We start from the raw sequence: 12375 nt of genomic DNA, 5'->3' as shown, positions 1-12375 counted from the left end.
GTACTAAAATTAATTATTCAAAAATTGGATATAAATTATATCCTGTTAATATTAAACTTTTAAAATTAAATAAAGATATAATTGCTGAAATAAAAGAGTTAACATCAAAACATAGTACTTGTACTTGGCACACTTTTTGTGAAGGAGAATATGATTTATTGTTAAGTTTCAAAATTTTTTCTGAAAAAGATAAAAATGATATGGATGAACTTCTTGTAGAACTATCAAATAATATTTTAGAAAAAGATATTTCAATTGTTTTAAATGCTTTTGAAATTGGCAAATCATTTATTGATCAAGGTGCTCTAAAATTATTTCCTATTTATAATTATGAATTAGAAAGTATAAATTTGTCAAATGATGAAATTAAAATTTTAGATATTATTAAAGCAAATTCAAGAAAAACTGTATTGGATATATCAAAAGAAATTAAATTAACTCCAAGAGTAGTTTCATCTAAAATAAAAAAATTAGAAAGAATAGGAATTATTTCAGGATTTAAAACTAAAATCAATATGGCTGAGTTAGGTTTTCAACCATGTATTGCTTTAATTAATTTCAATAAATATACAGAATTAGAATTAAAAAAATTCATAAATCATTGTAAACAACGAGATGGAATAAATCATTTAGTAAAACAAATTGGAAAATATGACATTAAACTTACAATTGATGCTCAAGATGTAATTAATTTCTATAATATTGTGGATGAGTTAAGAGAAGAGTTTCATTTTATTAAAAAGATTACAACTTTAATTTCAAAATAAATTCCCACTTTATCAGCAGAGTTATGGACACTGTTTAACTATTTATATTTTTGAATAATCTCATCAACATATTTATAAATATTAAATTTTAATAAATAGTTATGAAATACAAATATGAGTTTATCAATTTATCAAATGATTTAGATGCTCTAAATGATTTAGTATCAAAAGCATTTTCTTCAACATCTGATTCATCCATAAAAGAATGGTTTTCATTTTCAGAAATGGCTCAAACTATAGTTAAAGAAAGAGGAATTTGTATCAAAGCTATTGATAATGAAAATAACTTAGTTGGTATGATCTATGCTCAACAAGAAAGTCCAATTAATAATATTGAAGGTGTGGAAAAATGGGTTATCATAATGTCTGCCGTTAATCCAGAAATAAGTGGAACTGGTATTGGAAGTGGATTATTAAAGGCTATAGAAACTTCAGCTAAGGAAAAACAAGCAAAGAAAATGTTCGTATTTACTAATTCTGATGATGAGAGAGTAATTAATTTTTATAGAAAGAATAATTATGAGGATGCAGGTTGGATTAAAGATTATCAATATGGTAAAGGGAACTCAGCAGTTTTTTTGTTAAAATACTTATAGTCTTTAAATTCCAACTTCCTAAGCAGTGCTCTGGACACTGCTGACTACTTTTCTATCTTCAAGTACTACAAATATTTATATATTGCACTTATAGAATATTACTATGTTAGACAAAAAAGCCAAATATTGGTCCTTGAGAGTTATGGTGGGGTATTATATTATATTTCAAATAATAAATACACTTTATTTTTTAATTCAAAAAATTGATTTGAATTTATATTTGAATACTTTTTGGTATACAATTATTAAAGCATTAATTATTGGAACAATTGTATATTTTTTTATTATAATTAATTCGAAAATTAAAAATAAATTAGTATCTCTAGATAAAAAATAAAGGAAACTTTTCCAAATTCCTACTTTATCAGCAGCTATGAACACTACTAACTATAATAAAAATTATGTCATCCCCCCCAAAGTTTATCCCAAATCTCAAATAAAAGGAAACTATTTCAATTTTGTTCTGAAAAACTAAACAAATTTATCCCAAAACAAACAAAACAAATATCCAAAAACTTTAAATACTTAATTCTTTGAAGATACATTATGAGTTTAAAAGATGTACAGAAAGAAGTAGATGATTGGGTGAGTGAGCTTAAAATTGGGTATTGGAAGCCTCACGAAATTTTAGCAAGACTTACAGAGGAGACTGGAGAGCTTGCAAGAGAGATCAATCATATTTATGGACCTAAGAAGAAGAAGTCAACTGAAGAAACAAAAGAACTCTCAGATGAGATTGCAGATATTATATTTACTGTGACTTGCCTTGCTAATTCTTTAGATTTGGATTTAGATGAGTCTTTTGGGAGAGTTATGGATAAATGCTATGGTAGAGATGCTAATAGGTATGAGAAGAAATAATATACTCAAACAATAGGTTTATAAATTATTATGTCTACATTATTCTATAGGTGTAGACATAACATGACTTATTTAGAAAAACAAGTAAAAAATGGGCAGATATATTATTATATTGCTCAATCTATTAGGAAAGGTAAGGATGTAAATAAAGTTAGAGTTTATGTTGGAAAATTTGATAAAGCATTATCAGAGCAAGAAGAAATTAATTTAGTTTTAGATAATATTGATAAATTGGATGAGAAAATAGATGAAATGCATCCTGAACTATCAACAGATTATAAAATTGAAATTTTCTTTAAAGATTTAGAAGTGATTTTCCTTAAAAGCGATTTATTAGAAATTGAGATTACTAAAAAACGATTTGCTAAAATTAAATCGAATTATGATCACTATTTAAATTTGAGAAAAAATTTTGTTATTTTGCATTCATATAATTCTACTAAAGTTGAAGGGAATACTATGACTCAAAAGGAAACAAAGTTACTTCTATCTGAAGGAATTATTTCTGAATTAAGAGAATTAAGAGAAGCAAATGAAGTATTAAATATATCTCAGGCTTTAGATTATATTGAAGATTATAATGGAGAATTAACAGTAGATTTTATTTGTGAAGTTCATAGAGTGGTTACTAAGAATACGCTAAAAGAGGCTAGGAATGAAGGAACTTTGAGGCCATTAGGGGTCAATGTATTCATGGCAGGTTCAGAGTATAAAAATGTTCCAGGTGGGAAATTGGTTCTTAAATTACTAAGAGATTCTACTAAGGAATTCAATAATTTTTATAAAAAAGATAAACTAGGCGCAATTGTTAGGTTTTATGCTTCATTTATTGCTATCCACCCTTTTGTGGACGGAAATGGTAGGACTTCAAGAATTTTATTGAATTGGTTATTGAAAAGAGAAGGTTTGCCTTATATTAATTATGATGCAAAAGAGCATGATAGACATATTGACGGAATAGATAAAGCAATTAGAGGTAAAGGGTTTTATGAGTTAGGTCAATTTGTTTTAGAACATATAGTTGAGAATAAGTTTACTAAATAAGGATTTATGTCTACAAGTATTTATTATGTAGACATAAATTTAATGTGACATTCTTTTGGGAGAGTTATGAATATGAAAATAAATAAATTATTTATTTGGGTTTGGATTTGAGAATGAGATATTTTTGTGTAACCATAGATGCGCATTACCTTGAAAGTATCCTTCTTCATTGAATAATTCTTTGGAATTATAATCTTCTTTCATATCGTATAAGTAAGCAATAAATTCAGCTCCATTTTCTTTAATCCCTTTCTCAACTTCAAGATAAAATTCTTTTTCTAAGTATTTATATTCTTCAAGAACATAGAAGTTTTCAAGATTAGCCTTTCTTGTTGCAGGATGAATCATAACTAAACAAAAGCCAACAATTTTATCGTTTACAACTAATTTTAGAGTAACATCAGTTTCTGAATCAGCTAAACGCAGCAGAGTGTTTTTTGGCCAAAAGCAATTCTCTCCTCCATCTGCAGAAAAATCTTTCTCAGAACATCCTAGTTTGTATACTTCTTCAATATCTTCTTTAGTAATTTTACTTATTTTGAATTCCATAGATTATTTTATTTTTATCATTTTATATATTTGATTGTTTTCTTTTATCACAATCTTTTTAAAGCATTTATTAGTTCTATTAGTAGAATTGATGTATATTTGCATTATATTTTATTGGCAGGATCGCATAACCCGGTATTGCGCCACCCTGGAAAGGTGGTCCTTTAGGATTCGGGGTTCAAATCCCCGTCCTGCCGTTTTCGTTTCACTCTAACTCTAGTCCTCTGATTTTCACCTTTATGCTATCACTACGCTAAAGCTTAGTTCGGCAGTTTGTGAGACTATCGCTTACACAAACCTTCAAATCCTCTTCCTGCCGTTTTAGTTTAATTCTGAACTTATTTTTTCTTCGTAATAATTAGAAAATTATATAAAGTATCTTTATTGGTTATCTATTTATGATAGATGGTTTGTATTTTGGTTTAGGGTTTGTTGTGTATATGATTTTTAATATATTGACTTTTAAAACATATTCTAAGAAGGAAGGGATTACGCATAAATTTGCATTGTATTTGATATTTGTTTATTATAGTATTCTTGCTGCTTATTTGATTAATACAGTTGATTCTACTGGCGAGAATATGTTTGAAATTATATTGCAAATTATTATTTATGTTCTTGCAGGATTTATGTTTATAAGATTTTATTTTATGGATGTGATTACTGAGAATGAGTCATTAGATTAATTTTATTTAATTTCTCAAAAATTAAAAAATTTTGAGATGCAGAAATCTTAGATTTCTTAGCATATTTTATATCCGAATTCATCAAAGAATTTTTTTATGTAGAATCCGTCGTGGTTTTTTAGAGAGTATTCATAGTGATTTGTTATTTTTTGTTTTGATAGCCATTTAACATATTCTTCTTTTTGTTTTTGACTTATTAGTGTCCAAAAAATAAATGTTTCACATTTGTAGTTTTGGTCACAATGGTTTTCTCTTAGATCTTTTTTTACTGTTTTTAAAAATTCAGTTTTAGGAACTAGATCATTAATTCCTTTATGTAGTGGACATGCAAAAATTCCATTTTCAAATTCTATTAGATTCTGGCAGACTCCACTTGGAGTAACATAAGATTTAATTCTATCTCTAAACCAAATTTGTTTTAGTGAAGAATAGGAATGTTGAATTTTTTTGAATTCAAGAGTATTTTCTTTGATTTGTTTTTTAACACTATTCTCTGTTTTGAAATTGTTTCCACAACAACCATAACAAGATAGATTTAATTCAGGAATTTGACATGGTGCAAATTTTATCATACTAAAAGGAATTAGTTTTGATTTAATAACTTATTTGATTATTAGAATTCAGAGTTATTATTTTGGTTATTCCCTTTCAAAGTTTTAGCAGCAATTATATCATCTCAGCTTTTTTTAAAACTTTTCTATTATTTGATGGTTTCGAGTTCCATTTGAATTTGAGAACTCTTCGCCTTAGAAAAGTAAAAAAGCTGGCAAAAAATTAAAATTCAGGATTATTATTAGAATTTGATTTTAAAGTTTTAGCTGCAATTATATCATCTATTCTTAATATCATTGAAGATATTTCTGTTGCAGATTTTATTGCTTGTTCTTTTATGTTTATTGGTTCTACGATTTTATGTTTGATTGTATCTTCAACTACGCCTTCATATCCGTTTATGCCTGATTGTTTTTTTCCTTTTTCATGTAGAGCAATTAGTTTTGTGATAGTTTCAATTTCATCAAAGCCTGAATTTTCACAGAGTATTTTTGGAATTGATAGGAATGCTTTAGCATATGATTCGATTATGATTTGTTCTTTACCTTGGAATGTTTTTGCGTAGTTATTTAGTTCTTTGTGTAGCTCTAGTTCAATTGCACCTCCTCCTGCAACTAATCTTTTTGATTTTAAAATTGCATTGATATCTCCAAGTGCATCATCAACTGCTCTTTCTATTTCGTCAAGTAAATGAGAGGTTGAAGCTTTTAATATTAGAGTTATTGCTTTTGTATTTTTTACTCCTTCGATGAATAAATAGTTATCATCTAGAATTTCTTTTAGTTCAACATTTTGGGCATCTCCTAGGTTTGAAGAATCTATGTCATCAATTGTATTAACAATTGGTTTTTTAAGAGCAATTGATAGTTTTTCTAAGTCAGATTTTCTTGTTCTTCTTGTTGCAATTATTCCTTCTTTTGCAAGATAGTATGAAACATTATCATCGATTCCTTTTTGACAAATTACAACATTTGCTCCTATTTGTTTGATTCTGAATGCAAGTTGTTTTAGATAGTCTTGTTCATGGTTAAGAAATTCATCATAGTCTTTGGGAGTATTTATTTGAAGGTTTGCATCAGAGTCTAATTCTCTTACTTCTAGAGGAAAATCTATTAATAGTATTTTGGCATCAGTTATTTGTTTAGGCATATTTGGGTTAGCTAAGTCTTTGTCTAGAACTATCCCTTTAACAATTGAAGAGTCTTTAGTGTCTCCTCCTACTACTTTTTGAATTTTGATTGTTTTCTTAGGTATTGAATTATTTTCTTCTACAAGTTTTGTTGCTTCATAAATTAGTTTAGTTAAACATTCTTTTGATCCTTCTGCTACTTTTCCAGTCATTGCTGTTTCTGATATGTCTTTTAATACTTTAGGGTTGTTCGTGTTCACTTTAATTGATGCTATTGTTAGAACTTCTATGGCTTTTATGGATGCTTTTTTGTATGCTCTAATAATTGTTGTTGGGTGTATTTTTTGCTCTATTAGGTTTTGTGCTTGAGATAAAAATTCTCCAGTTAGAATTACTGCAGTTGTTGTTCCATCTCCTACTTCATTTTCCTGTGTTTTAGCAACTTCAACAAGGAGTTTTGCACCAGGGTGTTCAATTTCCATTTCTTTTAGAATTTTTACGCCATCATTGGTAATTACAGTATCGCCCATGCTATCAATTAACATTTTATCCATTCCCATTGGACCTAGAGTTGTTTTTACTATATTTGCTAGAGCTTTTGCAGCTTCAATGTTAGAATTTAGTGCATCAATACCTTTTGTTCTGTTTGTGTTTTCATCAAGAATATCTGAAGTTTTTCTAGTCATATTAATTTCAAAGTGGTAAATGTTTATAAATTTTAGTTTTGGTAATAATTTATTTTATTTTATTTATTACCACCTTTTAATAAGACTAAATGATTTAAAGTAATTATATTAGATTATTTTTATGAGTTCATTTTTTGTAGAGTTGAGTTTGGTTATGTTGATTGCATTACTTATGTCTTTTATTTTTCATAAGCTAAAACAACCTTTACTTGTTGGTTATATTTTTACAGGAATTTTAGCAGGTCCTTTATTTTTTGATATTCTTAGTTCTACTGAGGGTTATCAAACTTTTTCTCATATTGGTGTTGCACTTTTATTGTTTATTGTTGGTCTTCATTTGAATTTGAAATTGATTAAAGAAATAGGTTTTGTTGCAGCAATTGCTGGCTGTGCACAAATTATATTGACTGCTCTTTTAGGATCAGGGATTGCTTATTTATTTGGATTAGACTTGTTGGTTTCTCTTCTTATAGGAATTGGTTTAGCTTTTAGTTCAACGATTGTTATTGTAAAACTCTTATCTGATAAGCGTGAGATTGAAAGAGTTCATGGTAAAATTGCAATGGGAATTTTGATTATTCAAGATTTAGTTGCAGTTGTTGTTTTAATGGTTTTAGCTTCAATTTCATCTTCTTCTGGGGAGAGTTTGGCTATTGGCATTTTGAAGACTTTTGGGTTAGGGGTTGTTGCAATTGCAGGTGTTTTGATTTTTTCTAAATTTGTTCTGGAGAGACTTATGGATTGGGTTGCTGATTCTCAAGAATTTTTATTTACTTTTGTTATTGCTTGGTGTTTGGGTGTTGCAGCACTTTTTGCATATCTTGGATTTTCAGTTGAGGTTGGAGCCCTTTTGGCAGGAGTAGCTTTGGCTTCATCACCTTATCAATATGAAGTATCATCTAGAATTAAACCACTTCGAGATTTTTTCATCATTATGTTTTTTATTTCACTTGGTTCACAGATGGTGCCTGTAGATAATATTCCAAATGTTGTTTCATATATAGATTCAGATACAGGTGTTCTCTCAACATTTTTTAGTAATTATTTGAGTAAAATAAGTTATTTATTTGATAGCTTTTCAAAAATATTTATACCTGCTTTGGTTTTGTCATTATTTGTTATTGTTATTAAGCCTGTATTGGTTTTTATTGTTTTGAATTTATTAGGATTTCATTCAAGAGTTGCATTTAAGACAAGTTTTTCATTGGCGCAAATTAGTGAGTTCTCTCTTATTATGATATTAATTGCAAGAGGATTTGGATTGGTTAGTGCAGCTGATGTTTCACTTCTAACTCTTGTTGGTATTATTACTATTTTGTGTTCGACTTACTTTATTATGCATTCAGAAAAATTGTATGATAAATTAAAGGGTATTTTTAAGATCTTAGAATTTAGAACACCTAAGAGGGATATTGAAAAAAAGATTAGAAAGGATTTGGATGTTTTGATTTTCGGTTATGATAGGATTGGTTTTAGTTTGATTAAGACAATAGAAAATTTAGATAAAAATTATACTATTATTGATTATAATCCTGAAGTTATTAAGAAATTAAATGCAAGACAAATTTCTTGTGTTTATGGTGACGCGTCAGATAATGATTTCATAGGAGAATTTGATATTGAATCAGTGAGACTTATGGTGTCAACTATACCAGACTTAGAAGTTAGTATGGGACTTTTGAAACAATTAAAGAAGAGAAACAGGGATGCGACAGTGATTCTTACTGCGGATCATATTGATAACGCATTAGAGCTTTACAAGGAGGGTGCAGATTATGTTATTTTGCCTCATTTTTTAGGTGGTGATTTTATTTCGAATATGATTGAGAAGCATAGTGATAATATGGATGAATTCTTGCATGAGAAAGTTTCTCATATTAAAGAATTGAAACAAAGAAAAGAGTTTGGGTTTGAACATCCAAAAAATATGAAGTGATAACAATTGTTTTTAAAGTATAATCTTGTTTAGTTTTTATGGATAAAAGCCAAATTAGGGATTATGTTTCTAAATACAAGGATACATATTCAAAAGATTCTATTAAATCACAGTTGATTAATAGTGGAGCTAGTGCAGATGAATTTGAATCTGTTTATACTGAATTGAGTGGAAGAGGGAGCGTTTTTCCTTCTGAAATGAGAAGTGGAACTGGTCCTGAAAAGAAGAAAAGTCATGTAGGTTTGATTATAGGGATTGTTTTTTTAGTATTAGTGATAATAGGAGCTTTAGTGGTTTTTGTAGGATTACCTATGTGGCAAGAGTCTTATTCTTCAGGATTGGTAGAACAAGTTGATAGACAATCTGTAACATCTTCAGGAATTTCTGTTGAGATGGTTCAGGCGAATGGTGATGATGCAGTTGCTTATTTGAAGAATCCTGGAACTACTGATATTAATGCTGATATTACTATTTCAGAATGTGATGTGACTCAAGAAATAGTGATTACTCCTGGGATTGCAACTCAAGGTTATACTTTGATGGGTTGTGATCTTGCTAGTGGTTTAAAAGTTACTGTAGTTGTTAAGACAAGTGATGCAATTTATAGAGAAAGTGAGATTGTTAGTAATTAATTAATTTTTCTTTTTCTTTACTTTCCACCAATAATTCATAAAAATATAAAAAATATTCTTAGACTCATTTCTAGTTAAATAACAAAATTTTCTTGTTCGTAAATTTACTGAGAAATTTATTTATTTACCTGAAATGATACTCAAAAATATATAAAATATTTTTGGTCTCTTAGTGGAATTACTTTCCACTAATAATTTCTATGACATCTCCGAATTTTAGTTTGTGGTCTTTTCCTACCATTATTTTATTCTTAACATCTATTGCTTTGATGAAGTGTTTTCCAAAGTCAGTGTGTAGTCTGTATGCAAAGTCAAGTGCTGTTGCACTTTCTTCCATTAGAAAGCAGTCAGGAATTACAAATTGAGTTTTACCCATTATACTTTTCTCACTCCCAGGAAATATAGGTTTCATTTTTAGAAGATCAAATACTGCATAGTTTAGAGCTTCTTGAACGCCAGTTCCACCTAGCTTTTTTATATGGTCTGCAATAGTTTTAAGTCCTGATTTTTGATTAGGATTTAATGAATCTTCATTTAATAATTTAAATTCATCTTCTCCTGGAGTATATGAGATTATTTGCGCTTCAGCTGCTTTTTTTAAGTTGAATTCATATTCTGCAATTACTGGAATTATTTTATAGTTTGGAAATTCTTTTTCTAATTTTTCTAGTTTTGTTTTCCATATTTCGTTTTCTATTAGAACATCACATTTGTTTGCAGCGATGATTATTGGTTTTGTGATTTCTCTTAGTTTTTTAGATAGTTCAAATAAATTTTCAGACATATTTGTTTTATTTAAATCTAATTCATGAAGGGCAGTTAGTATTTGATTTTCATTGATATTTAATCCTGAGACTACTGATCCTAGAGCTTGTTCAATTTTTTGGTCTTGCATTGTTACTTTTTTTTCAATTTGATGCCAATGTTTAGAAATTACTTTGAAGAACCATTGGTTCAATTCTGTTTCTAAAAATTTGATATCATTTGCAGGGTCGTATGTGTTTATTTCTACACTTTCACCTTTTTCATTTGTTCCACCGGATAAATCAATTACATGAATTAGTGCATGCGCTTGTCTTAAGTCGTCTAAAAATTTATTCCCTAGTCCTTTTCCTTCTGATGCTCCTGGGACAAGACCTGCTACATCGATTATTTCATTTGGTACGAATCTATAATCTCCAAGGATATACCCATCTCTTGGCATTGAATGCTGTCCGTATGGTACGGCAGGGTCATCAATCTTCACATAACCTATTGCAGAATTTGCATCTATTGTCGTGAATGGAAAATTTCCACTTTCTGCATCTGCTAGAGTTAAACTTCTAAAAAAAGCGGATTTTCCTACATTTGGTTTTCCAACTATTCCAATTATCATAAGAAATTAAAGTTAGGAGAAGTTTATAAAATTTGACTTAAAAATTATAAATTTTGAGAATATTTGGGAATCTTATTTTTTCTAAATCCTGAGAATACATTGAATATTCAATAGTTGATTTATTGTTTGATTCTTCTAATAATTCTTGATTTGGATACATTATAATATTAATCCAAGTATTTGTTGTGTCGAATCTTTTAAGTATTGAACTTTTAGTTTGAATTTGTGTTGATTGACTTATGAAAGTAGAAGTTGAAGGAAAAAAGTAAATTCCATTTTTCTCTGAACCTGGAATTATTTGATAATCTTTAAGATTTTCTAATGATGTGCAAATTGTATCAAGATTTCCAGTTAATATAGTTGGATTAAATTCTTCTTCTATTGGTGCAATTAAGAAAAAAGCATGGTAATCTACATTTATTTTACTTTTCACTCTTAGGTCATCGATTATTTTTAATTGAAAATTAATTTTTTTGGATTTTTTTAGTTCAGTTTCCAAATTATTTATAATTAATTTTGAGTGCATTTATATTAGGTTATATTTGTTTATTTATATATTTTGTGGATTTGTTACTTAGTAGTAGTTCATGCAGCTTTTTCGAATAAACTATAATTTAATTCTAATTTTTCTTTTAGAATTTTATCAAAATTTCTAATGATTGTTATACTTATAGCTTTTTTATCCAAGTATCCAATATTTTCAAATTGTTTTTGATTATATGTTTGCCATTGTAATTTTAGCTCTTTTTGAATTTGTGAATCTTGAATTAAATTCATAATATTTTTCAGATTATTACTAATTAGTTTTAATTTATTTGAATTATTTTCATTTAAATAATTCTTAATTGTAACAAAATTTTCTTCTATCTTTTTTATTGTGTTATCATCTATTGTGAATGTCATAACTAATACTTAAATTTTTTTCTATTTAAATTTTTCGTATTTTTTCTTTCTTTTTCTATTATTTCTAGAGGAATTTCGTATTGGTGTTTCCCAGTTTCGTGAGCAAATTGGGCTATTTTTTTATTAGGATAAAATAACATTTCTAATTCTCGATATGGTTTTTGAATTCCAAAAGTTCCAATAGTTTCTCCTCTTAGAGTTTTGTAGAATCCTTTGGTTATTTCTTCAATTATTTTACTTATGCCTATTTTTAATGATTTATTTGATTCTTCTGAATATGTTGTTTTTAGATTTTTGGTGAGTGTTATTTTTTCAATAAATTTGCTTTGTAATATTATTAATTCTTGTTCTATAATTTTAGGTGTTAGTGGATATATTTTTATTGATGTTAGTTCTATTAATGTTTTTTCATCTTTATCTTCTGAATCTAGTCTTAAATCATGTATTTGAATTTCTATTGTCCTTTCTAAATTTTCTAATTCTGAACTACAATTTAATAATTCTTGAATTTGTAAATATTGTTTAATAAAAGACATTTTGTTATTATCGATTCTTGATTGTTTAAATATCTTTCCTTTTTTGTTACTTTTTAGGGATATATAAATTATTTTTAGTGAGCTTACTTAAAATATCTAAGGGTAATTCTGTTAGAGATGCTG

At 27.8% G+C, this 12375-nt stretch carries 15 protein-coding genes and 1 tRNA gene; 9 read left to right on the top strand and 7 right to left on the bottom strand.

The window, feature by feature from the left end; all coding sequences use genetic code 11:
• The 5 genes from PF569_08855 to PF569_08835 all read left to right on the top strand — a co-directional run.
• Positions 1-767: Lrp/AsnC family transcriptional regulator (locus PF569_08855; GenBank protein ID MDA3856342.1), on the top strand; the 767-nt coding region annotated here is incomplete at its 5' end.
• Positions 768-868: 101 nt separating this feature from the next.
• A complete protein-coding gene (locus tag PF569_08850) occupies positions 869-1363 on the top strand; it encodes a GNAT family N-acetyltransferase (protein ID MDA3856341.1) in 495 nt (164 codons plus the stop codon).
• Positions 1364-1466: 103 nt separating this feature from the next.
• A complete protein-coding gene (locus PF569_08845; GenBank protein ID MDA3856340.1) occupies positions 1467-1700 on the top strand; it encodes a hypothetical protein in 234 nt (77 codons plus the stop codon).
• 209 nt (positions 1701-1909) lie between these two features.
• Positions 1910-2224 (top strand): nucleotide pyrophosphohydrolase, encoded by a 315-nt coding sequence (locus PF569_08840; GenBank protein MDA3856339.1) that lies wholly within the window; start codon positions 1910-1912, stop codon positions 2222-2224.
• Between the two features lie 30 nt (positions 2225-2254).
• On the top strand, positions 2255-3268 hold the full coding sequence (locus PF569_08835) for a Fic family protein (GenBank protein ID MDA3856338.1): 1014 nt from the start codon (positions 2255-2257) through the stop codon (positions 3266-3268).
• 87 nt (positions 3269-3355) lie between these two features.
• Here PF569_08835 and PF569_08830 read toward each other — a convergent pair whose 3' ends face one another.
• Positions 3356-3817: a hypothetical protein gene (locus PF569_08830; GenBank protein MDA3856337.1), complete on the bottom strand. Its 462-nt coding sequence runs from the start codon at positions 3815-3817 to the stop codon at positions 3356-3358.
• A 116-nt stretch (positions 3818-3933) separates the two neighbouring features.
• Here PF569_08830 and PF569_08825 point away from each other — a divergent pair.
• Positions 3934-4014 (top strand) — tRNA-Ser (locus PF569_08825).
• Between the two features lie 201 nt (positions 4015-4215).
• The gene (locus PF569_08820) at positions 4216-4503 is read left to right on the top strand and encodes a hypothetical protein (protein ID MDA3856336.1); all 288 of its coding nucleotides are present in this window, start codon (positions 4216-4218) and stop codon (positions 4501-4503) included.
• Positions 4504-4559: 56 nt separating this feature from the next.
• Here the strand turns inward: PF569_08820 and PF569_08815 are convergent, their stop codons facing one another.
• A complete protein-coding gene (locus PF569_08815; protein MDA3856335.1) occupies positions 4560-5075 on the bottom strand; it encodes a hypothetical protein in 516 nt (171 codons plus the stop codon).
• 202 nt (positions 5076-5277) lie between these two features.
• Positions 5278-6870, bottom strand: coding sequence for a thermosome subunit alpha (gene thsA / locus PF569_08810; protein ID MDA3856334.1), 1593 nt, complete (start codon positions 6868-6870; stop codon positions 5278-5280).
• A 121-nt stretch (positions 6871-6991) separates the two neighbouring features.
• Between thsA and PF569_08805 the strand changes: the two genes are divergently transcribed.
• Together PF569_08805 and PF569_08800 are read left to right on the top strand one after the other, a co-directional pair.
• Positions 6992-8806: a cation:proton antiporter gene (locus PF569_08805; GenBank protein MDA3856333.1), complete on the top strand. Its 1815-nt coding sequence runs from the start codon at positions 6992-6994 to the stop codon at positions 8804-8806.
• A 38-nt stretch (positions 8807-8844) separates the two neighbouring features.
• A complete protein-coding gene (locus tag PF569_08800) occupies positions 8845-9438 on the top strand; it encodes a hypothetical protein (protein MDA3856332.1) in 594 nt (197 codons plus the stop codon).
• A gap of 178 nt (positions 9439-9616) precedes the next feature.
• On the opposite strand, the gene ychF is transcribed toward PF569_08800, so the two are convergent.
• From ychF to PF569_08780, 4 genes are read right to left on the bottom strand one after another with little or no spacing between them, the layout of a single operon-like run.
• Positions 9617-10813 carry a YchF-related putative GTPase gene (ychF, locus tag PF569_08795; protein MDA3856331.1) on the bottom strand — a complete coding sequence of 399 codons (1197 nt, stop codon included), beginning with the start codon at positions 10811-10813 and terminating at the stop codon, positions 9617-9619.
• Positions 10814-10850: 37 nt separating this feature from the next.
• The gene (locus PF569_08790) at positions 10851-11339 is read right to left on the bottom strand and encodes a hypothetical protein (GenBank protein MDA3856330.1); all 489 of its coding nucleotides are present in this window, start codon (positions 11337-11339) and stop codon (positions 10851-10853) included.
• A gap of 59 nt (positions 11340-11398) precedes the next feature.
• The gene (locus tag PF569_08785; protein MDA3856329.1) at positions 11399-11716 is read right to left on the bottom strand and encodes a hypothetical protein; all 318 of its coding nucleotides are present in this window, start codon (positions 11714-11716) and stop codon (positions 11399-11401) included.
• Positions 11717-11718: 2 nt separating this feature from the next.
• Positions 11719-12252 carry a hypothetical protein gene (locus PF569_08780; GenBank protein ID MDA3856328.1) on the bottom strand — a complete coding sequence of 178 codons (534 nt, stop codon included), beginning with the start codon at positions 12250-12252 and terminating at the stop codon, positions 11719-11721.
• Positions 12253-12375 lie beyond the last annotated feature (123 nt).

The organism is Candidatus Woesearchaeota archaeon (genome assembly GCA_027858315.1).
Taxonomy (GTDB): domain Archaea; phylum Nanobdellota; class Nanobdellia; order Woesearchaeales; family UBA583; genus UBA583.
Note: the sequence above shows the minus strand (reverse complement) of the source record. Positions and strands in the feature narration are given on the sequence as shown.